Consider the following 21914-nt stretch of genomic DNA (forward strand, 5'->3'; position numbering starts at 1 on the left):
GGGCGGCCGGAACCGTCCGGGGCGGCATAGCAATGGCGGGCGGGAGTGTCACGGCGCCTCCCCTCGGACGGCCGCGAGTTCCGCCAGCACGGCCCGCAGCCGCTCGGGCAGCGGCACCGGCCGGCGCGTCTCCCGGTCGACATAGACGTGGACGAAGTGCCCCTGCGCGGCGGCTTCCGCCTCGTCCTCGCGAAAGATCGCGATCTCGTAGCGCACGCTGGTGCGGCCGAGATGGGACACCCGCACGCCGGCGGTGATCCGATCGGGGAAGGCGACCGAAGCGAAGTAGCGGCAGCCCGTCTCGACCACGAGGCCGATGACGGGGGAGCGGGCGATGTCGAGGGCGCCCGCCTCCACCAGGATCCCGTTCACCGCCGTGTCGAAGAAGGCGTAGTAGACGACATTGTTGACGTGCCCGTAGACGTCGTTGTCGCCCCAGCGCGTCGTCAGCGGCACGAGCCGGGGATAGGCGGCGCGAGTGTCGCGCGGGGTGGTGCGGTCGGCGCTCAATCGGTCCTCCGTCATCTGGCCTTATGCTTTTCCCGTGCCGCCTTTCGCGCGGGGACAAGAGGCTCTCTCGGTAGAATGCAGCGTTGCACGCAGGGCGCGAAGGGCGGCGTTGTCGAGGCAAGATCCTGCATGGAGACTGTTTCGATGAAGTCTTTCGCCCTCGCCGCCACGGCCCTCGCCACCCTGATCCTCGCACCCGCAACCGCCGAGGCCCGCGAGTTCGGCGGACATGGCGGGTATGTCGGCGGCGGTCGCCATCAGGGCGGCTACGGCCATCACGGCTATGGCGCCCGCTTCGGTCAGGCCGGCCGCTTCGGTGGGTATCGCGGCGGGTTCGCCGGCCATCGCGGCGGCTTTGGGCATCGCGGCTATGGCCATCACGGCTTCGGATATCGCGGATACACCGCGCGCGGCGTCTACGGCCGCGGCTACGGCTACGGACGGGGGGCCGGGATCGGTCTCGCGGGGGCCGGGATCGGCCTGGCCGGTGCCGGATTGGGGCTGGGCCTCGGGCTTGCCGGCGGTGCGCTGGGCGGCGGCTACGGCTGGGGTGGTTACGGCGGCTACGCCGCGCCCGCCTACGGCTACGCGGCACCGGCCTATGGCTACGCGCCCGTCACCTACGGCAATGCCCCGATCTACAACACCGGCTACGGCGCGGGCTGCGTCTGCGAATGAGAGCATGAGCCTTCCGCTGGCGGTGTCTCACGGCTCCGTCAGCGGCAGGCCGCGGCTCGGCGGGCTCCAGTGCAAGTTGGGCGTCGCCGCAAACAGCCGGCCGTGCTCCAGCACCGCGTAGGTGTCGGTCATGCCGGCGATGTAGTCGGCGATGCGCCGGGCGAGGCGGGCCTCGCTGGCATTCTCCAGACCCTCCGACCATTCGGCCGGCATCCGCGCGGGGTCGGCGCGGAAGGCCGAGAATAGGTCGTCGACGATGGTCGCGGCCTTGGCCCGCACCGCCATCACTTCCGGGTGGCGGTACATCCGCGCGAACAGGAAGCGCTTGATGTCCGCATCCGCCGTGGCGATGGCGGGCGAGAAGGCGATGACCGGCTCCTGCGCGGCGCGGATGTCGCCGACGCTGCGGGGGGCCAGCGCGGCGATGCGCGCCTCGCTCTCGCGGATCACGTCCTCGACGAAGCGCGTGATGACCCGGCGCGCCAGCTCGTGGATCTTTCGCGACGGCTCCAGGCCGGGATGCAGGATGTCGATCTCGTCGAGCAGACCGTTCAGGAACGGCACGGCCGTGAGGTCGGCAAGATCGAACAGCCCGGCCCGCAGGCCGTCGTCGAGGTCGTGGGCATCGTAGGCGATGTCGTCGGCGAGTGCCGCGCCCTGCGCCTCCGGGCCGGCGAAGCGCGACAGTTCGAGGTCGTTGGCCGCGTTGTATTCGAGCACGGCTGCCGGGATGCCGTCGGCGGCGTAGCGCCGGACCGGCGCGCCGGAGGCGTCGAGGAGCGGGCCGTTATGCTTGACCAGCCCCTCCAGCGTCTCCCAGGTCAGGTTGAGGCCGTCGAAGCCGGCATAGCGCCGCTCCAGCCGGGTGACGATGCGCAAAGCCTGGGCGTTGTGGTCGAAGCCGCCATACTCGGCCATGCAGGCGTGCAGCGCGTCCTCGCCGGTATGCCCGAAACAGGTGTGGCCGAGGTCATGACTCAGCGCCAGCGCCTCGGCGAGATCCTCATCGAGGCCGAGTGCGCGGGCGAGCGCCCGGGCGATCTGGCTGACCTCCAGGCTGTGGGTGAGCCGCGTGCGGTAATGGTCGCCCTCGTGATGCACGAAGACCTGCGTCTTGTGCTTCAGCCGCCGGAAAGCGGTGGAGTGGATGATCCGGTCGCGGTCGCGCTGGAAGTCGCTGCGGGTGGGCGAGAACGCCTCGGGGATCAGCCGCCCGCGGGTCGCCGCCGGATCGGTGGCGTAGGGCGCCCGCCAGCGCTCGCCGTTCTGCCGCACCTGCACAGCTCTTCCTTTCGCAGCCGCGTTGCGGCCAGCCCTCGCACCCCATATCTTGGGTCGGGAGAAGCCCGCGGCAATCACGGGCTCTTACCTTCACGACACCGGTTCGAGAAACGGGGCCGCGCCACGATGGCCGACATCAACCTCACCGCCCGCGCCGCCAAGCGGATCAACGAGATCATGGGTGCCGAGCCCCCCGGCTCGTCGCTGCGCATCAGCGTGAACGGCGGCGGCTGCTCGGGCTTCTCCTATGCCTTCGACATCACCCGCGCCCGCGAGGGCGACGACGTGGTGATCGAGCGCGACGGCGCCACCGTGCTCGTCGATCCGGTCTCGCTCGAATATATGGGCGGCGCGACCATCGATTTCGTGAACGACCTGATCGGCCAGTCCTTCAAGATCGTGAACCCGCTCGCCACCGCCTCCTGCGGCTGCGGCACCTCCTTCGCGATCTGAGGAGAGCCCGACCCGGCGATCGGGTGAAGCGATCGCCATTCTGGCCTCAAGCGCCATGAGCCCACCCAAGCGGCTTCGCGCGATTGCCCTGCCGTGGCACCGGCGCAATTGCCACGCCTGTGGAAAACCGGCAGGGATGGAAGTCTCACGGCCCTTCTCCGATCTCCCGCCAGCCTGCGATCTGATCCAGCCATGACGTCATCGACGCGCCGTCCCGTCCTCATGCGGGCACTGCTTGCCTCGGCTTGCGCGGTCGCGCTGCTGACAGGGCCCGCGCCCCTGGCGCCGGCCATGGCACAGGAGGCAGCGTCCGCGGTCCAGGATCTTGTCCTCGACAACGTGAGCCTCGCCTTCGGCGACACGCTCGTCACCGCGCCGAAGGTGACAGTGAGCGGCACGCGCCTCTCCCGCGACGACCTGCTCGCGATCTTCAAGGCCGACGCCAAGGACGCGAAGGACCCGGTCAAGGATCTCTGGCCGGCCCGGCTTCAGCGCCTCGATGCCGGCAGCCTCACCATGCCGGAGCTGCGCGTCGAGCGCCGCGACGGCGAGCGGCGGCAGGTCGTGACCTACCGCGACGTGGCCGCGCGCACGATCCGGGCCGGGCGCATCAGCGAACTGACCGCGGCCGGCGCGACGCTCACCGTCGAGGGCGCGCCGCAGGCGGGCAGCGGCAGCTACGGCCGTATCCGCGCCGAGGAGGTCGATCTCACCGCGCTGGCGCGCCTCTACAGCGAGGCCGGCGACGCAAGCAGCCCGCTCCAGCGCCTCTACGTGGCGCTCGCCGTCGAAAGCATCGCCTTCATCGACGAGCGCGGCACCACGGTGTCGATCGCCCGCCTGATCGGCCGCGACCTCGCCGGACGCCAGACGCCGGCGACCTGGCGCGGCGCCGTGGAAGCGTTGGGCGATGGCGGGTTGGCCGAGGACGACCGGGCCAAGCGTGCCCGCTCGGCCGGCCTGCTCGCGGATCTCGCCGAAGCGGTCTCGGTCGGCAGCCTCGAGGCGACGGACCTGAATGTGAAGGAGGTGAAGGGCGATGACCCGCTCTCCTTCAGCATCGGCCGCATGAGCTATGCGGGCGGCGGCGAGGCCGGCATCACGCTCGCCGAGATCGGCTTCGGCGCCAAGGAGGCGCAGGGCAAGATCGCCCGCCTCTCGCTCACCGGCTTCTCCCTGGAGCCGACCATCGCCGCCCTGCGCCGCCTCGCCAAGGCACCGCTCCCCGCCGGCATCGATCCCGGGAAGGGGGCCGCTCCGGCGCCGGACCTGCAGGAGGCGGAGCTGCGCCGCCTGACGCCGGTCATCGGCACCCTGACCTTGTCCGATCTCGGGCTCGATCTCGCGCAGGTGGCGGTGACGCCCCCGGCCGCCTCGGGCGATCCGCTCAAGGCGCCGAAGCTTGTTCCGCTCCCGCCGCTCCATATCGGCCTGCGCGGCGCCAGCATGAGCTTCGGGCCCCCGAAGGACGGCGTGCCGACCGAGACGCGTTTCATGCTCAACGGCCTCACCATGCCGGCCTCCGCCGTGGAGGGCGTTCCCGGTCTCGGTTCGCTCGGCCTCTACGGCTACCGCGACCTCGATCTCGACGCCACCGCCGACACCGCCTGGAGCGAGGACAAGCGCGAACTGAGCTTCAAGGCGCTGTCGCTCTCCGGCAAGAATATGGGCCGGCTCCACCTCAACGCGACGCTCGGCGGCATCGGCCCCGAGGTGTTCGACCCCGATGCCGCGGTTTCGGGCTTCGCCATGCTCTCGGCCACCGCCAAGGCGCTGGACCTGACGCTGGAGAATGGCGGCCTGTTCGAGCGCTTCATCGACGCCCAGGCGAAGGTGCTGAGCCTCAAGCCCGACGAACTGCGCAAGGAATACGTGACGGCGAGCGTGATCGGCGTGCCGGTGATCCTCGGCAACTCGGCGGCCGCCAAGGCGATCGGCGCGGCGATGGGCAAGTTCGTGGCCAAGCCCGGCACGCTCTCGATCAGCGCCAAGGCGAAGAGCGGCGACGGCCTCGGCATGGTCGATGTCAGCACCGCCCCGACCCCGGCGGCGGTCCTCGACAAGCTCGAGGTGAATGCCAAGGCCGAGTAGTCGTCCCGGTCTTTGTCATACGCCGACTCGGTGGGGGCCGGGTCCATGCGCGAAGCCGCTCGGGCGGCTTCGCGGCACGACAGCCATCAGCCGCGTCGGCCGGCGTGGGCTTTCCATAAGCAACGGAAACCGTGGGCCGATCGCACTGAGCGATGGCCCTTTCGGTCGGTTGGCGTCAGTTCGCCGCCGCCACCTGCGAGCGTTTCGCCTTGGCGCCGGAATGGCCGGGGGCCTGGGCCACGGCCGTCTTGCTAGCCGTCTTGGCGGCGGGCTTGGTGCCCGGCGCCGGGGCCGTGCTGGCGAGCTTGGCGATCGCCTGCTTCGAGGTCGGCGGCATCGCCGCCATACGCGAGACGGGTTCGGGCGCCGCGGCTTTGCCGATGGGCTTGGGCGCGCCTTTGACGGCGCCGGTGGCGGCGAATTGCTGGACCGGCATCTTGGTGGCCGCTGCCTTCATCGGCACCGCTTGCGCGGTACGGACGGGCACGGAGGCGCCCTTCACCGGAGTGGAGGCCAGACGCGTCGGGGCCGGAACCGTCGCATCCTTGTGCCGGCCCTGTGCCGGCTGAGCGGAGCGGCCGGTTTCGGCCATCATGCGGCGCGGCTCGATCGCCGGCTTGGCCGGGGCGGCGGCGAGCGCCACCGGAGCCGGACGGAACGGCGCGGCGCGGGCAGCCGTCGGCTGCAACGCCGCCGGGACGGCGACGGCGGCGCTGGCCAGCACGATCGGCGCGGGCCGGGCCGGGCGCGTGACCGGTGCCGCCGTCTCCGGCGCGTCGTCGTCGCGCTCGCCCGCCGGGCGGAAGGCGAGTGCGCGGGAGGCGCGTTCGAGCCGCTCGGGTGCAGCCTCGGGCTCGGAGGGGCCGAGATCGGCCATCATCACCGGCGCGCGCCCGATCGCGGCGGGGCGACCGTCGGTGCGCAGGGTGGCGAGCAGCTTGCGATCGTCGCTGCCGGCGACGGAGGCCTTGCCGGCATATTCGACGCGCACCCGCGCCGTGCCCTTGCGGTGGAATTCGAGCGCGCGGGCCGCCTCCTCGGACACGTCCATGAGACGGTTGGCATGGTAGGGGCCGCGGTCGTTGACGCGCAGGATCATCGAGTGGCCGTTGTCGAGGTTGGTCACCCGGACATAGCTCGGCAGCGGCAGCGTGGGGTGCGCGGCGGCGATGGAGTGGCGGTCGAAGACTTCGCCGTTGGCGGTGACCCGGCCGTGGAAGGCGCTGCCGTACCAGGAGGCGAGGCCCTCGCGCACGTAGCCGCGGGCATCCTCACGCGGCACGTAGGTCTTGCCCGCCACCACGTAGGGCTTGCCCGAGAAGCGCCGCCCGCCCCCCTTCGGGATCACGTCGCCCTCGTTGTAGAGGCGGCGGCTCGCCTTCACGCCGTATTTCGGATCGATCTCGCTGCCCGAGGAGGCGCCGCCCGCGAGCTTGGCCGGATTGTTGGCGCAGTTGGCGGTCGTCAGCGCCACCGCGCAGACCGCCAGGAGCTGCAGGGCCGATCGCAGGACCGGCATCGCACCCCGCGTCGGAGCGTCCGCGGCCGTCCTGATCGATGCCAAATCCCGTGGCATGACATGAGTCATGTCGCTCGCCCGCTCCCCGCCTACGCCACAGATTCCCCCAAGGCCGCGGAAAGCTGGGCCTTAAGGGGATCACGCTACGCCGAGCCGGAACACACGTCCGGCCGTCCCCAGAGGATCGTCCGGACGCGGTAAAGGAAGGCTGAACGGGCGCTCAGGCCGTGGGAGAGCCGAGGCGTTGTGTGCGCAGACGGTCTGAACGACTCGAGAGGACGGCTGCGCCGCACGTCATGACGGGCCCCGTGAAGCGAAGGGCGGCCTCCCGTTTCTCAGCGCGGGTTCTCGCCCAGCACCTGCTCGATCGAGCGGGCGCCGCGCTGCTTGAACAGAAGGTCGAGGGCTTCGAGCATCAGGGCGTGCATCTTGGTGCGCTCGGCATAGGCCAAGTCCCGGAGCTGGTCGTAGACCGGGGGCTCCAGATAGACCGACATCTGCTTGGCGCGCTCTTTGAGGGTTCCGGCCCGTGCCGGAGGCGCCGAGGCCGCCAGATCGAGCCGGACGATCTCCGCGCCCGCCGGGCTGTTCGCCTTTGCAGCCGATCGGGCGCCGCCTTTGCGCGGCCCGCCGGCCGGGCCGGCGGAGGCGACGATCGAGGCGAGGTCGAGCTTAGGCCGCCTTGACATGCTTTCTCGTGTCCTTGGCCGTCTCTGCGGCCGCTCCCTTGCGGGTCCGCTGCCCCGTCGCCTGCATGCGGCGCTCGATCCAGCTCCACAGCCGGCGGACTTCGCCCGCGGCCTGACCCTTCGGATTGAATTCGGTGACGCCCTGGCCGACGCCGATGGCGTCCTGATGGTCGTTGCGCGCCACGATGTTGACGTCGGGCAGGATGCCGAGCACCGCGAGCCCGTCGGCGGCATCGCGGATGCGGTAGGAGCGTGGCGGGGTCTGGTTCAGGACGAAGGCGAACTTCTTTTCCAGGCGGTAGACGGCGGCGAGCGTCGGCTTGAAGGCGCGCAGGTCGGCGGGGGTCGGCCGGCAGGGGATGATGCACAGATCCGCCGCGCGGATCGCCGAGAGCGTCCCGTTGGAATCGATGCCGGGGGTATCGATGAACACGTAGTCGTAGGACGATTCCGCCAGCCGCTCCATCACGAGGTCGATCTGCGTGGCGTCGATCTGGGCCACTTCGGGGCCGTCGGCGGTGCGGTGATCGAGCCAGTCGGTGATCGTGGCCTGCCGGTCCATCTCCAGGATGCAGACCGCGTGCCCGGCTTCCTGTGCGGCGACCGCGAGCGAGATGCACAGGGTGCTCTTGCCGCTGCCTCCCTTCTGCGTGACGAACGTGATTGCTTTCATGCCGGCCACCCCACCGCTCTCGGTTTCGTCGGGCTGCCGGTCCTGTGATCCCGGGGCCGCCCAGACCCCGGATTTCACCTAACATAGTTAACCGGCCGTTAAGGCCGATGCCGGCCCGCGTCCGCGCTCTGTTGACTTGAGGTTGAGTTTTCGCCGTTGCGCCGGTTGAGCGCTTTACGAGGACGGTTGCATTCCGCTATCGTAACCTAAGGCAAGTTTGACGGCAGAAAGTTTACCTGAGATTTCGTTTTGCGGCCGGTTTGGCCGAGGAAACCGCTTTCGTCGGGTCGATCCTGGGGAGCTCGCCGAGCGTCCAGGCTGCGGTCTGACATGCCTGCAGAAGCGATGCCGGTGCCTTGAGATGACGGCTTTTCAACCTGACCTTCCCTCCGCCTTCGCCGGCTCCGCCTGCATTGGGGCCTGGGCCCATGACCCTGATTCCAACCGACTCGCTCTGTCCCCGGTCCTGGCGCGCCTCCTGGCCGTACCGGCGGCCTCGGCGGCCGGGGCACCTCTGACGCTGGCGCTGGCGGCTTTGGAGGCCGAGGACGCGGTCCGGCTGGAAAGCGTGCTGCGGGCGGCGGGGGAAGACGGACGACCTTTTGAGGCCGAGTTCCGCACGCGGCCCGGCCCCGACGGTCCGCGCTGGCTGCGCCTAATGGGGCGAAGCGGGCGCGATCCTGAAACGGGGGCACTCACGACCCAGGGGCTCGCCTTCGACCTGACCGAAGGGCGCCGGCCGGTCGATTCGGAGGTCCACCAAGCTCAGCGGCAAGCCAACCGCCTTGCCGACCATGCCGCGGCGATGAAGGGATTGGTCGCGGGCCTGCGCAATCCGCCCCTGGCCCGCCTTGTCGACGAGGTCGCCATCGAGGTCGGCCACGAGCTGGCCCGCCATCTCCGCGGCACCCGACGGCAGGTGCACTGACGCGCGCGGCAGCCCGGATTTATCGCGATTGCGCGGAGGCTTCGAGCGCGGGGCGCGAGCGTGCCGGCGACGCGGGGAAGAGCAGCGGGCGCAAGGCCTGCGCTGCCTCGGGCATGGGGCGGGCCAGGGCAACCGCGAAGGCTTTTCGCAGGGCCGCGCAGCCGCGCCCGCGCGCCGACTTTGGTAAGGCCGTCACCGTCGCCACGGCGATGGCCGCCTGCCCCGTCGAAGCCTCCCGGAGGGGCTGGGGCGCCGCCTCCGTCGCCCTCAACCCGAGCGCCCGCGACAGGATCGCCCGCCCCTCGGCGAGCTGTGCCGCGCCGAGGCGTGACCGCGTCAGCACGGCGCCTACCCCGTCCTCGGCCGATGCGCAGATGCGCTTTCGGTCCGAACTCGGACGCTGCATCGTTTGCAGGATCATCCGGCCGAGATCGGTCAGGGCGGCCGGGTCGGCCTCGGCGAGGCTTCGCGCCACGGCCTGCGCCGCCATCCGGCGGACACCGTCGACGGCGTCTCCCTCGGAGCGGCCCCGGCGATAGCCGTCGAGGTACCATGCCGCGATCGGCGCGATCGTCCCCGGTGCGTCGGCCTCCACCGCGTCCAGCAGCGGCACGTCGCGCAGGATTATGGTGCGGGCCCGCTCCGGGTCGGCACCGTCGTCGAGGGTGGAATCGGGAAAGCGGTAGGCATCGACCCGGCCGGTGGCGACGCCGGCCCTCACCAGGGTGTCGGTGTCGGGGATCATCAAGTCGTCCGGCCGGACTTGGAGGGCGGCATCGACGAAATCGGCGCTGATTCCCGCCGCGAGGTAGGCGGCGCGTTCGGGCGCGCTGTCGGCCGCGATCTCGACGCCGAGCGGGCCGGTTTCGTAGGGCGCGTGGAAGCCGAGCCGAGCCTCCGCCAGGACCAGCCGCTCGCGCCCGCGCACGAAGGCCAGGGTGCAGGCGGAGACGCAGTAATCCGGCACGTAGGTGACGAGGCCGTGCTCCGCGATCAGCGCGCCAATGGCCGCGCCCTCATCGACCAGGCCGCCCTCGCTGGTGAGATGGATGCGCTCGACTGTGCGGTGAGTCTCGAGCAGCCCGGCGAGCCGCTCGGCCGCCCCCTCGGTCAGTTCGCCGGACAGGCGTATATCGTGCTCACCGGGCCCGAGGACGATGCGGGTCGCGGGCGCTTCCGACGCGGTCGCACGGAGATCGGTGCGGGTCGTGAGCCCGCCGACCGGATCGATCGCCCCGCGCGGGCTCGTCGTCCGGCCCGGTCCGGAGAGCAGGATCCCCGCCATCAGGGCGCCGGCCAGCCCGACCGAGACGCAAGCAACACCGCGCACGGCCCGCCGCGAGCCAGCCGCCATTATTCGCCCCCACAGGATGGTTCGGGTTCTCGTTCGACCCGAGAAATGTCCATCGCGAGAGCGGCGACGCAAGGCCTTTGCCAGGGCGAAAAAGCGACCGGAGGCGACCCTTGTCGCCGGGGATGGGAGGGCGGGGAAGAAATCGGTTTCGAGCCGCATCGTTTGCGGCAGAGGCTTCCCCGCCTCGACACTATGTCGCAGCGCGAGGGCGGAGCGTCGGCAGCGTCAGGGAGCGGGTTTGAGCAGCAGATAGATGTCCATGATCCAGCCGTGGCGGGCACGGGCCTCGGCGCGCACTTGGCGGATGTCCTCGGCCACGTCACCGAGCCGACCGGCGACGAGCAACTCGTCCGGCGTGCCGAGATAGGCGCCCCAGTGGATCGTCAGATCAGGGTCGAGCCCCTCGAAGCGCGGGTCGCCATCGAGCATCACCACGGTAGCGCCGGGCTCCTCGCCCAAACCGTCGCGGAGCCGCCGGCCGGTGGTGATCCGCACCGGTTCGCCGATGCGGTGGAGCGGGATGCGGTGGGCGGCAGCGAGCGCCTGCACGCTGGTGATGCCGGGGATCACGTCGTAGGTGAAGCCGACGCGGCCACGGATGAGCACGCGCTCCAGGATGCGCAGGGTGCTGTCGTAGAGGGACGGGTCGCCCCAGACGAGGAAAGCACCCCGCTCGTCCTCGCGCAGATGCTCGGCGATGAGATCCTCGTAGAGAGCCGCGCGGGCCGCGTGCCAATCGTCCACCGCCACGCCGTAATCCACGGGGCGGCGGTCGCGCTCGGGATCGGCGGCCTCGACGAAGCGGTAGGGCCGCCCCTCGATGTAGCGGTCGCAGATCTGGCGGCGCACGCCGATCAGGCCGGCTTTGGCGTCCCCCTTGTCGAGGGCGAAGACCGCATCGGTCGCCTTCAACGCCTGAAGGCCCTGGATCGTCAGGTGCTCCGGGTTGCCGGTTCCGATGCCGATGACGTGGATGTGTCGCACGGTTCACGCTTCCGGCCGGGCTTGGTCCCGGCGACATCCCCGCGAGGGGAGAGATGGAAGCGGCTTCTTAACGGATCCGGGCTAGTAAGGGAGCCTCCGGATCGGACGGCGCTCGGAGTAGCTGAGGCTCAGCCCACCAGCGCCGTGAGGCAGGTCCCGAACAGGGTGACGAAGGTCATGGTCGCCATGAACTTGATGTCGTCGATGCGCTGGCTCATTGCCTGAACTCCGTTGCGGCTCCTTCGCGGCCGCCGTGATCGTTAAATAACCCCTAACCTTGTGCAGTGGGATTGCGCGGTGCGTTTCGTCACCATTGCTCCCGCTATCCCAGACGCCGCTCGGCGAAACATCCTTAACGACAACTTGGCGGTTGACTGTTGCCGCCCGGCTGATCTGGGACATGCCGAACGCACGAAGCCCCTCGTGGTTGCGTTTCGCTCTTCGCTTGAGGCGGCCAGGCGTTCCGCACCGGCCGCTCCGGGAACGAGAAAGCCCCGCCGTGGCGAGCACGGCGGGGCTTTCCTTGTCGAAGTCCGTAGAGCGGCGCGGTTTACTTCGGCGCGGCGCTGGCGGCCGGGGCCGCGGGAGCCGGGGCGGCGCCGGCCGAGCCCTGCTGCTCCAGCTTCTTGCGCATGTCTTCGCTGCGCTTCTCCATCTCGGCCTGGAGCTTCTTCTGCTGCTCCTCGAGCACCTTCGGGTCGATGGCCGGGCCGTCGAAGGCCTTGCCGAAGCCGGTGAGCGGCACCGCGAACACGACTTCGCGCTGGGTCTGGTTCTGGACCCGGACGTTGAGCGTCGTGCCCTTCTTGAAGCCGGTCATCAGCTCGTTCGAGACGCCGCCGGCCTCGGCGAAGCAGCCGTTGGGGAAGCAGACCGCGAACTTGCCGCCGGTCACTTCCTTGCCGTCGACATCGAAGCGCATGCCGGGCGCCAGCATCAGGCCGAGCGGCAGCAGGAAGCGAACGACCTTCACCTCCTGCTTCGTCGCGGCGTTCTTCATGTCGTAGACCGCGACGGCGAGCACCGGCTGGCCGTTATCCGACACGAAGTCGCGGGTGGTGTAGCAGACGTCGGTGCCCGAACCCTGATCCTTACCGCAGACCTTGGTCCAGTCGGCCTGGCTCGGCTCGGACTTCACATTGATGAGCTGCGGGCCGGCAGCCTGACCCTGCTGCTGGGCCGGCGCGGCCGGCTGGGCCTGCGCGGGGGCCGGGGCCGGGGCCGGGGTCGGAGCGGCCGGCTTCTTCTGCGCGAACGCGGTTCCGCCCAGGCCGGCGCCCAGGCCCGCCATGGCGAGGATCGCGGCCACGCGCAGTGGGCGCGCGGAAGGCTTGGCCATGGAGAACTTGGCAAGGAACATCGGCGTTATGACCCCTTCAACGGATGGCGCGTAGATACGTGACGCGGTGCTCACTCGGTCCGCTGCGGCCTCGTGGGATGGCCGCAGGCCCGGCCGATCGGTCCGAGGCGCGGCCTTCCTGGCGGTGCGCCGGATCGGCAGAGGCAGCCTCGGGCGCGGCACGATTTCTACCCGAACGAGACGGCGGCCTGCTTTCCCCTGGAATGCGGCGAAGGCATGACGCCTGCGCCCTACACCCCTGCAACCGCCGCCTCAAGTCGCATGCCCGGCCCACTTGCGGATTAGAAGGGCCGTTTGGCCGGTTTCTCGCCTCGAGAGGTCGTGTTCGGGCCCCGCCGGGTCATCAGGAGCCGGGCTCGGCGGCGGCGGTTGACCGGGCCTTGGGCGCGGCCTGCCGCCTCGCCTTCGCTGCCTGGGAGGCCGCATGGGACGGTTTTCGAACACGGGAACGATACTTTCGCAGGACGAGCCCGGGATTGCGTCGGCTTCACCGCGCGATGACGCGCGTGCTTTGGCCGATCAATCCAAATCGCGCAGGTGCCGCGCCGCGACGGCCGAGGCAGCGGTGCGGTTCTCGACGCCGAGCTTGGCGTAGATGCCTTCCAGGTGCTTCGTCACCGTGCGGGGGCTCAATCCCAAGATCTCGCCGATGTCGCGGCTCGACTTGCCGCGGGAGAGCCAGAGCAACACCTCCGCCTCGCGGCCGGTGATGGGCAGTCGCTCGCGCAGCCGTTCCAACCCGGCGGCGGCGGGATCGCCTGAGAGGCGCAGCAGGATCTCCGGCCCGGTGCGGCCGATGAAGCTCAAGGTATGGATGCGCCCCTGCGCGTCGGTGAGCGTGAGGGGTGTGGCGGTGCCGGCGAGGCACCTGGCCAGCCAGTCGCGCCCGCTCGGAGGGAGGCTCAGCGGCTCGCTCGCTCCGAGTGCGGCGAGCACCTGCGCGGCCTGCGGCGTGCACCACAGGACCGCGCCCGCGGCATCGACCGCGAACAAGGTCCGCCCGGCAGTGTCGAGCGCCGCCCGGGCGCTCTGCGCGGCCCGCGCGCTCGCGAGATGGACGCGGATGCGCGCCAGGATCTCGTCGGGGGCGATGGGCTTGGTGACGTAGTCGGTCCCGCCCGCGCCCAGGCCCTTTACGATATGCTCGGTCTCCGACAGCCCGGTCATGAAGATGACGGGCACGTGGGCGAGATGGCCCTTGGCCTTGAGCCGGCGGCAGGTCTCGAATCCGTCCATGCCCGGCATCACTGCGTCGAGCAGGATGATGTCGGGGGTGATCTCCTCCACGAGGTCGAGGGCGAGGTCGCCGCCTACCGCCACGAGCACCGTGGCGCCGGAGCGCTCGATCGCCTCGGTGAGGAAGCTGAGCGTATCGGGAGAATCATCGACGACGAGGACGATGTCGCGCCGCGTGTCAGGCATCGCGGGCCAACCCCTCCAGAACGCCGACATAGCGGCGCATGTCGTAGGCCGTCACCAGCCCGCGCATCTGCGCGATGAAGGCGGGCGGCACGGTGGCGTCGGTCTCCAACTCGGTGAGCTTGGCCTCGATGCCGCGCACATGGCCGATGCGGCCGAGGCGCAGCAGCGCGGCGACGTGCTCGGCCGGCACGGCTCCGCCGCGCGCCGCTTCTCCCCGCATCGCTTCGGCCGGACGCTCGGGGCGCACGATCGGGCGGGTTTCCGGGGCGGGGTCAGGCAGCGGGCGGGCGGTCCCCAGCAGCCCTGTGATCCTCTCCAAAAGATCCTGCATGTCGAACGGCTTGGCAATGATGTCGTCGTGCGGCGCATCCCGCCCCGCGGCTCGGGCTGATCTCGTGGACGTTGGCCGACATCATCGCGATCCGGGCGGTGAAACCGGTCTCGCGCAGCGTTCGCGCCACCTCCCAGCCGCTCATGCCCGGCATGGCGATGTCGAGCAGGACCAGCGCCGGCTCGCGCGCCTTCGCCAAAGCGAGGCAGGCCGGGCCGTCCGGCGCCTCGGCGACCGTGAAGCCGAGGGGTTCAAGGATCTCGCGCATCAGCGCGCGGTGGGCCGGATCGTCGTCGGCGACGAGAACGAGGCGGCCCGGCTCGGACAAGGCGGGCCGCACCACCGCCGCGGGGGCCGGCATCGCCGCGGGCGCCGGGCGGTTCACCGAGGCCAGCATCAGCCGCACCCGGAAGCAGGTGCCCTCCCCGACCCGGCTCTCCACGGTGATCTCGCCGCCCATCACCTGCGACAGCAGATGCGCGATGGTCAGCCCGAGCCCGGTGCCGGGCGCCGCGCGGGCGGCGGGCATCGAGCCGCGCTCGAACGGTTCGAAGATTCGGCCGAGATCGGCCTCCGGAATGCCGAGCCCGGTGTCGCGGATCGTGAAGACGGCGACCTGCCCGCGATAGGTCATCTCCAGCGCCACCTCGCCCTCGGGCGTGAACTTGATCGCGTTGGACAGCAGGTTGAGCAGGATCTGGCGCAGGCGCTTCTCGTCGGTCGCCACCACCGCCGGCAGGATCTCGGGCCGGGTGAAGCGGAAGGTCAAGCCCGCGCCCTCGGCCTGGAGCCGCACCATGTCGACGATCTGGGCGAGGAAGTCGGCGAGCCGGATCTCGTTGCGGTGGGTCTGGAGCCGGCCCGCCTCCATCCGTGAGATGTCGAGCAGGCCGTCGATCAGGCCCGAGAGATGCTGGGCGCTGCGGCGGATCACCCGGATGCCGTTGCGGCGGGGCTCGGGGATGCTCGGGTCGCCCTCCAGCAACTGCGCGTAGCCGAGCACGGCGTTGAGCGGCGTGCGCAATTCGTGGCTGATGCCGACGACGTAGCGGCTCTTGGCGAGGTTGGCGGCCTCCGCCGTTTCCTTGGCCTGCTGCAGCTTGGCGTCGGTAATCTTGTGGGCGGCGATCTCGGCCTCGTAGAGGGCGGTCTGGCGCGCGGTTTCCTCCTGCGCGACGCGGCGGCTCTCCTGGGCCAGCACGAACAGCCATGCGACCACGCCGAGAATCACGATCAGGATGAAGAACAGGCTGGTGAGCGCCGCGCGCAGGGTTTCACCATGCTCCGGATGCGCGGCGGCGGCCCCCGCATGGACGATGACGAGGATCAGCCCGATCACCGTGATCAGGGTCAGCATCAGCGCGATGTAGCGGCCGAGCGGCGCGCCGATCCAGGCGGCGGTGCGGGCGGGCAGCACGCGGGCGAGCGCGTCGTGGGCTTGCACCTCCAGCCGTCCGTGCGGCTTGCACAGGTCGCCGCAGCGGGCATCGAGCGAGCAGCACAGCGAGCAGATCGGCCCCGAATAGGCCGGGCACTGGGCCATGTCCTCGGCCTCGAACGGGTGCTCGCAGACCCGGCAGGTGATCTCCGTCCGATCCCAGGCGGTCTGCGGGTCGCGGGCGAGGTAGCGCTTGCCTCCGGTCGCGAAGGCGATGGCGGGTGCGGCGGCGAAGGCGGTGGCGAGCGCCAGCATCGGCGCGAAGGGCTGCAGCGCGTCACCGAACAGGCCGGCATGGATCAGGCAGCCGGCGAGCAGCGAGAGCACCATCGCTCCGGTGCCCACGGGGTTGATGGCGTAGAGATGCGCGCGCTTGAACTCGATGCCCGGCGGCGACAGCCCGAGCGGCTTGTTGACGGCGAGATCCGCGGCGAGCGCTCCGACCCAGGCCGAGACCACGCAGGCATAGAGCGGCAGCGTGCTCTCGATGGTCTTGTCGATGCCGAGTTCCATCAGCAGCAGCGCGATGGCGACGTTGAACACGAGCCAGACCACCCGGCCCGGATGGCTGTGCGTGAGGCGCGAGAAGAAGTTCGACCACGCGATCGAGCCGGCATAGGCGTTGGTCACGTTGATCTTGAGCTGCGAGATCACCACGAACAGGCCGGTCAGCGCCAGCGCGACGCCGGGCGAGCCCGAGACGTAGCCGAAGGCGACCGCGTACATCTGCGTCGGCTCGGCGGCGCGCTCCGGTGAAACGCCATGGCCGAGCGCCAGCACCGTGAGGAAGGCGCCGAGCAGGATCTTGAACATGCCGGGCACGATCCAGCCGGCGCCCGCCGAGAGTACCCCGACCCACCAGCGCCAATCGCCCCTCCCCTGCGGCGGCGGCATGAACCGCAAGAAGTCGACCTGCTCGCCGACCTGGGCCAGCAGCGCCAGCAGGATGCCGGAGGCGAGCCCGAACAGGCGCAGGTCGAAGCCTGCGCCCGCGGCTTCCAGGCCGGGATAGCCGGTGAAGGCTTCGAACGGCACCGGCCCCGAGAGCCAGATGCAGAGGAGCGGCAGCAGGTTGAGGCCGATCCAGAGCGGCTGCGTCCAGAGCTGGAACCGGCTGATGAGGCGGATGCCGTAGATCACCAGCGGGATCACCGCCCCCGCACTGACGATGTAGCCGATCCACAGCGGCAGGCCGAAGCAGAGCTGCAGCGCCAGCGCCATGATCGCGGCTTCGATGGCGAAGAACAGGAAGGTGAAGCCGGCATAGATCAGCGAGGTGATCGTCGAGCCGAGATAGCCGAAGCCTGCTCCGCGGGTGAGCAGGTCGATATCGACCCCGTAGCGCGCGGCGTAGATCGTGATCGGCGCGGCGGTGGCGAAGATGATGAGCCCGACGACGAGCACGGCGGCGAAGGTGTTGGTGAAGCCGGTGGCGAGCACCAGCGTGCCGCCGATGGCTTCCAGCGCCAGGAACGAGAGCGAGCCCAAAGCCGTCTGCGCGATGCGGAAGGACGACCAGCGCCGCGCCTTCTTGGCGGTGAAGCGCAGGGCATAGTCTTCCAGCGTCTCGTCGGCGACGAGGCGGTTGTAGTCCCGACGGATCGGGATGATGGACCGGGCGCTCAGGGGGCCGTCCTCACGATGGGCGGATCACCGGCTTGCAACGGACGTGCCGGCCAAGAGCCTGTCCAACTGTCCGTCACGGCGGGGCACGGACATCCCTAACGCCCGCTGCTCACGGAATCGAGAGCGGTACGCTACGGTCCGGTCTGCCGGGCGGACATACGCAAAACAGCGTATGGGTGCGCCGCATCATCAAGCCTAGCCTTCCCCTCGTTCGAGCACGGCCGCCGACCGGCAGAGCCGTGCCGAGACGAGATACAGGGGTTGAGGCACGATGGCGGACGACAAGAAGGGCCTGGACTCGGCCCTGCGGCGCAAGCTTCTCATGGGTCTCGCGGGGCTTCCCGCGCTGGCGATGATGCCGCGGATGGCGTTCGCCGCCGCGCCGACCTCGGCCGTCAACACGACCGGGCTCGCGGTGACCGACAGCGAGGTCACGGTCGGCATCCTGCACTCGGCCACCGGCACGATGGCGATCTCCGAGACCGGCTCGATCCAGGCCGAGAAGCTCGCGATTGCCCAGATCAACGAGATGGGCGGCGTGCTCGGCCGCAAGATCAAGGTGATCCAGGAGGACGGCGCCTCCGATTGGCCGACCTTTGCCGAGAAGGCCAAGAAGCTCCTCGTCAACGACCATTGCGCCGCGGTGATGGGCTGCTGGACCTCCGCCTCGCGCAAAGCCGCGCTGCCGGTCTTCGAGCAGTATAACGGCCTGCTCTACTACCCGACCTTCTACGAGGGCCTGGAGCAGTCCAAGAACGTGATCTACACCGGCCAAGAGGCGACGCAGCAGATCCTCGCCTCGCTCGACTGGGTCGCCAAGGAGAAGGGCGCCAAGTCGTTCTTCATGGTCGGCTCGGATTACATCTGGCCGCGCACCTCGAACAAGATCGCCCGCAAGCATATCGAGAACGTGCTCAAGGGTACGGTCGCCGGCGAGGAGTACTTCCCCCTCGGCCACACGCAGTTCAATTCGGTCATCAACAAGATCAAGCTCAAGAAGCCGGACGTGATCTTCGCCGACGTGGTCGGTGGCTCGAACGTGGCGTTCTACAAGCAGCTCAAGGCGGCCGGTATCGACCTCAACAAGCAGACCCTGCTGACGATCTCGGTCACCGAGGACGAGATCGACGGCATCGGCGGCGACAACATCGCCGGCGCCTATTCCTGCATGAAGTACTTCCAGTCGCTGAAGAACCCGAACAACGAGAAGTTCGTCGCTGCCTTCAAGAAGATGTGGGGCGACAAGACCGTCATCGGCGACGTGACCCAGGCCGCCTATCTCGGCCCGTTCCTTTGGAAGATGGCGGTGGAGAAGGCCGGCTCCTTCGATGTCGACAAGGTCGCAGCGGCGTCCGCCGACATCGAGTTCAAGGAGGCGCCGGAAGGCTACGTGAAGGTTCACCCGAACCATCACCTTTGGTCGAAGACCCGCGTGGCCAAGGCCCTGCCGAGCGGCCAGTTCGAGGTGGTCTACGAGAGCCCCGAGCTGATCGAGCCGAACCCCTTCCCGAAGGGCTACCAGTAGTCGCGGACGCTCCGGTCCCCTCCCCCGCGGGAGGGGACACCCGCGATATGACGGGCGTGGCCCGACACTTGCTGCGCTCTCCCAGAAAATTCCGCCGGAGTCACAAGCCATGTTCGGCGACTATTCGCTCGCAGACCTCAGCTCGATCTTCGTGATGCAGGGCTTCGCAGGTCTGATCCTGTTTTCCGTCTACGTGCTGATGGCGTTGGGTCTGGCGATCATCTTCGGCCAGATGGGCGTCATCAACATGGCCCACGGCGAGTTCATGATCCTGGGCGCCTACGTCACCTATCTCTGCTCGACCTTCTTCCAGACCTACCTGCCCTCGCTGTTCGGCGCGTATTTCTTCGTCGCCATGGCATTGGCCTTCCTGGCCTCGGGAGCGATGGGGATGCTGGTGGAATGGGCGCTGATCCGCCACCTCTACAAGCGCCCGCTCGATACGCTGCTCGCGACCTGGGGCCTCTCGCTGATCCTGCAGCAGGCCTACCGTACGATCTTCGGCCCGCGTGAGGTCGGCGTCGAACTGCCCTCGTGGATGATGGGCTCGATCCCCGTCACCGATTCCATCGAGGTGCAGATCAACGGCCTGTTCGTGATCGCGGTCACCGCCGTCATCACCGTGGGCGTCGCGGTGCTGATGTACCGCTCGCGCTTCGGTGCGCAGATCCGCGCGGTGATGAGCAACCGCCCGATGGCGGGTGCCGTCGGCATCGATACCGAGAAGGTCGATCGCACCACCTTCGGCCTCGGCTGCGGCATCGCCGGCATCGCCGGTTCGGCCTTCACGATGATCGGCTCCACCGGGCCGACCTCGGGCCAGCTCTACATCGTCGATACCTTCCTGATCGTGGTCTTCGGCGGCGCGGCGAGCCTGCTCGGCACCATCGCCTCGGCCTTCTCGATCTCGCAGACCCAATCCACCCTCGAATTCTTCCTCTCCGGCTCGATGGCCAAGGTGCTCACCCTGCTCGCGGTGGTGGGAATCCTGATGCTGCGGCCGCAGGGCCTGTTCACCCTCAAGGTCCGTCGCTGAGGAGCGCGCCCCGATGACGAACCAGAAGACAAGTCCCATGCAGTCCCTGTCGAAGGCGGTCACCGTCAACGACAACCCCTTCATGAAGCCGGTCGAGTGGGTCAGCCTCGCGCTGCTGGCCGGCGTGATCCTGGTGGTCCTGCCGCTCGTGCTCGACGGCTTCCGCCTCAACCTCGTCGGCAAGTATCTCACCTACGCCTTCGTCGCCCTCGGCCTCGTCATCTGCTGGGGCTATGCCGGCATCCTCTCGCTCGGCCAGGGCGTGTTCTTCGGCCTCGGCGGCTACTGCATGGCGATGTACTTGAAGCTGGAGGCTTCGAGCGTCGAAAATACGAAAATCCAGTCAACGCCGGGCATTCCCGACTTCATGGACTGGAACCAGATCACGGAGCTTCCGTGGTTCTGGCACCCGTTCCAGAGTCTGCCGCTGACGCTGCTCCTCGTCGTCGCGGTGCCGGTGGCCTTCGCCTTCCTCATCTCGGTGGCGATGTTCAAGCGCCGCGTTGGCGGCACCTACTTCGCCATCATCACCCAGGCCATCGCCGCGATCCTGACGATCCTGATCGTCGGCCAGCAGGGCTACACCGGCGGCATCAACGGCATCACCGATCTGCGCACCCTCCACGGCTGGGACATCCGCCAGGATAGCGCGAAGTTCGTCCTCTACTTCGTCAATGGCGGCCTGCTGATCGGCTGTATCCTGATGGCGCAGTACGTGAAGAAGTCGAAGCTCGGGCGCATTCTCGTCGCCATGCGCGAAAAGGAGGACCGGGTCCGGTTCTCGGGCTACTCGGTGGCGGGCTTCAAGGTGTTCGCCTACTGCCTCGCGGCTGCCTTCGCCGCGATCGGCGGGGCGATGTTCACCCTCCAAGTCGGGTTCATGTCACCCTCCTTCGTCGGCATCGTGCCCTCGGTCGAGATGGTGATCTACACCGCGGTCGGCGGGCGCCTCTCGCTCTTCGGCGCGGTCTGGGGAACGCTGCTGGTCAACTGGGCCAAGACGAGCTTCTCCGAATCCTTCCCCGACCTCTGGCTGTTCGGCCTCGGCGGCCTGTTCATCGCCGTGGTGCTGATCTTCCCCAACGGTCTCGCCGGCATCTGGCGCGAGCACATCGAACCCCGCCTGTTCCGCAAGGCCAAGGGTCTGGCCCCCGTCGCCGGCCCCGCCCTGCCCCACGGCACCCCGGCCGAGTGAGGACGAAACCCATGAACGCGGCCATCCTTCCTTCATCCGCCCCCATCGGTACGCCCGCCGACGAGAAGGACTTCCTGCTGGCGGTCGAGGCGCTGACCGTCTCCTTCGACGGGTTCAAGGCGGTCAACGACGTGTCGTTCTACGTCGATCCGGACGAGATCCGGGTCATCATCGGCCCCAACGGCGCCGGCAAGACCACGGTGCTCGACCTGATCTGCGGGCGGACCAAGGCCAGCGCCGGCTCGATCAAGTACAAGGGCCAGGAGCTGACCAAGCTCTCCGAGAGCGCGATCGTCCAGGCCGGCGTCGGGCGCAAGTTCCAGACGCCCTCGATCTACGACGACCTGACGGTGTTCGAGAATCTCGAGATCTCGTTCCCCCGCGGCCGCTCGGTGTTCGGGGCGCTGACCTTCAAGCGCGACGCCGAGGTGCGCGACCGCATCCACGAGATCGCCCAGACCATCTTCCTCAAGGACCAGCTCGACGAGCGGGCCGAGTTCCTGAGCCACGGCCAGAAGCAGTGGCTGGAGATCGGCATGCTGCTGATCCAGGACCCGGAGCTGCTGATGCTCGACGAGCCGGTCGCCGGCATGAGCGTCGGCGAGCGCATCAAGACCGCCGAACTCTTGAACCAGATCATCAAGGGCCGCTCCGTGCTCGTCATCGAGCACGACATGAAGTTCGTCGAGGACATCGCCCACCGCGTCACCGTGCTCCACCCAGGGCAAGGTGCTCTCCGAAGGGTCGATGGAGCGGGTCAAAAACGACCCGAAGGTCATCGAAGTCTATCTCGGCCACTGAGGGCGAACGGATCATGCTCC

16 protein-coding genes and 2 pseudogenes are annotated in these 21914 nt (G+C 69.2%); 8 read left to right on the top strand and 10 right to left on the bottom strand.

Annotation, left to right across the window (positions count from 1 at the left end):
• Window positions 1-48: 48 nt before the first annotated feature.
• Entirely contained in the window at window positions 49-510 is a 462-nt protein-coding gene (locus M2437_RS16305; protein WP_253389633.1) for an acyl-CoA thioesterase, read from the bottom strand.
• A 144-nt stretch (window positions 511-654) separates the two neighbouring features.
• Here M2437_RS16305 and M2437_RS16310 point away from each other — a divergent pair, with 144 nt between their 5' ends.
• Window positions 655-1188 carry a hypothetical protein gene (locus M2437_RS16310; RefSeq protein WP_253388064.1) on the top strand — a complete coding sequence of 178 codons (534 nt, stop codon included), beginning with the start codon at window positions 655-657 and terminating at the stop codon, window positions 1186-1188.
• A gap of 27 nt (window positions 1189-1215) precedes the next feature.
• Here the strand turns inward: M2437_RS16310 and M2437_RS16315 are convergent, their stop codons facing one another.
• On the bottom strand, window positions 1216-2469 hold the full coding sequence (locus M2437_RS16315; RefSeq protein WP_253388065.1) for a deoxyguanosinetriphosphate triphosphohydrolase: 1254 nt from the start codon (window positions 2467-2469) through the stop codon (window positions 1216-1218).
• 126 nt (window positions 2470-2595) lie between these two features.
• Here M2437_RS16315 and M2437_RS16320 point away from each other — a divergent pair, with 126 nt between their 5' ends.
• Together M2437_RS16320 and M2437_RS16325 are read left to right on the top strand one after the other, a co-directional pair.
• Window positions 2596-2922, top strand: coding sequence for a HesB/IscA family protein (locus tag M2437_RS16320; RefSeq protein ID WP_253388066.1), 327 nt, complete (start codon window positions 2596-2598; stop codon window positions 2920-2922).
• 192 nt (window positions 2923-3114) lie between these two features.
• Window positions 3115-5013, top strand: a complete 1899-nt coding sequence (locus tag M2437_RS16325; RefSeq protein WP_253388067.1) for an aq_1923 C-terminal domain — start codon at window positions 3115-3117, stop codon at window positions 5011-5013.
• Between the two features lie 175 nt (window positions 5014-5188).
• On the opposite strand, the gene M2437_RS16330 is transcribed toward M2437_RS16325, so the two are convergent.
• From M2437_RS16330 to M2437_RS16340, 3 genes are all read right to left on the bottom strand, one after another.
• On the bottom strand, window positions 5189-6601 hold the full coding sequence (locus M2437_RS16330; protein ID WP_253388068.1) for a septal ring lytic transglycosylase RlpA family protein: 1413 nt from the start codon (window positions 6599-6601) through the stop codon (window positions 5189-5191).
• Between the two features lie 266 nt (window positions 6602-6867).
• Complete coding sequence (locus tag M2437_RS16335; RefSeq protein ID WP_003607086.1) at window positions 6868-7221, bottom strand: ribbon-helix-helix domain-containing protein; 354 nt, start codon at window positions 7219-7221, stop codon at window positions 6868-6870.
• Window positions 7205-7894, bottom strand: a complete 690-nt coding sequence (locus M2437_RS16340) for a division plane positioning ATPase MipZ (protein WP_003607087.1) — start codon at window positions 7892-7894, stop codon at window positions 7205-7207. Before M2437_RS16340 ends, M2437_RS16335 begins: the two co-directional genes overlap by 17 nt.
• A 361-nt stretch (window positions 7895-8255) precedes the next feature.
• Between M2437_RS16340 and M2437_RS16345 the strand changes: the two genes are divergently transcribed.
• Window positions 8256-8822 carry a hypothetical protein gene (locus tag M2437_RS16345; RefSeq protein WP_253388069.1) on the top strand — a complete coding sequence of 189 codons (567 nt, stop codon included), beginning with the start codon at window positions 8256-8258 and terminating at the stop codon, window positions 8820-8822.
• A 19-nt stretch (window positions 8823-8841) separates the two neighbouring features.
• Here M2437_RS16345 and M2437_RS16350 read toward each other — a convergent pair whose 3' ends face one another.
• The 5 genes and pseudogenes from M2437_RS16350 to M2437_RS16370 form a co-directional block, all read right to left on the bottom strand.
• On the bottom strand, window positions 8842-10152 hold the full coding sequence (locus tag M2437_RS16350) for a COG3904 family protein (protein WP_253388070.1): 1311 nt from the start codon (window positions 10150-10152) through the stop codon (window positions 8842-8844).
• 249 nt (window positions 10153-10401) lie between these two features.
• The gene (cobF, locus tag M2437_RS16355; RefSeq protein ID WP_253388071.1) at window positions 10402-11160 is read right to left on the bottom strand and encodes a precorrin-6A synthase (deacetylating); all 759 of its coding nucleotides are present in this window, start codon (window positions 11158-11160) and stop codon (window positions 10402-10404) included.
• Window positions 11161-11710: 550 nt separating this feature from the next.
• Window positions 11711-12520 (bottom strand): invasion associated locus B family protein, encoded by an 810-nt coding sequence (locus M2437_RS16360; protein WP_253388072.1) that lies wholly within the window; start codon window positions 12518-12520, stop codon window positions 11711-11713.
• Between the two features lie 519 nt (window positions 12521-13039).
• Complete coding sequence (locus M2437_RS16365; RefSeq protein ID WP_253388073.1) at window positions 13040-13942, bottom strand: response regulator transcription factor; 903 nt, start codon at window positions 13940-13942, stop codon at window positions 13040-13042.
• Window positions 13935-17151: pseudogene (locus tag M2437_RS16370) on the bottom strand (ATP-binding protein). The gene M2437_RS16365 and the pseudogene M2437_RS16370 overlap by 8 nt, the downstream one beginning before the upstream one ends.
• A gap of 457 nt (window positions 17152-17608) precedes the next feature.
• On the opposite strand from M2437_RS16370, the gene urtA reads away from it, so the two are divergent.
• The 4 genes and pseudogenes from urtA to urtD all read left to right on the top strand — a co-directional run bounded on the left by urtA (window position 17609) and on the right by urtD (window position 21894).
• Window positions 17609-18862, top strand: coding sequence for an urea ABC transporter substrate-binding protein (gene urtA / locus M2437_RS16375; RefSeq protein ID WP_003599193.1), 1254 nt, complete (start codon window positions 17609-17611; stop codon window positions 18860-18862).
• A gap of 109 nt (window positions 18863-18971) precedes the next feature.
• A complete protein-coding gene (gene urtB, locus M2437_RS16380) occupies window positions 18972-19898 on the top strand; it encodes an urea ABC transporter permease subunit UrtB (protein WP_003599194.1) in 927 nt (308 codons plus the stop codon).
• A gap of 13 nt (window positions 19899-19911) precedes the next feature.
• Window positions 19912-21093 carry an urea ABC transporter permease subunit UrtC gene (gene urtC / locus M2437_RS16385; protein WP_003599200.1) on the top strand — a complete coding sequence of 394 codons (1182 nt, stop codon included), beginning with the start codon at window positions 19912-19914 and terminating at the stop codon, window positions 21091-21093.
• A gap of 11 nt (window positions 21094-21104) precedes the next feature.
• Window positions 21105-21894: pseudogene (urtD, locus tag M2437_RS16390) on the top strand (urea ABC transporter ATP-binding protein UrtD).
• The last annotated feature ends 20 nt before the right edge of the window (window positions 21895-21914 follow it).

The sequence above is a fragment of the Methylorubrum pseudosasae genome, assembly GCF_029504475.1.
GTDB lineage: Bacteria > Pseudomonadota > Alphaproteobacteria > Rhizobiales > Beijerinckiaceae > Methylobacterium > Methylobacterium extorquens.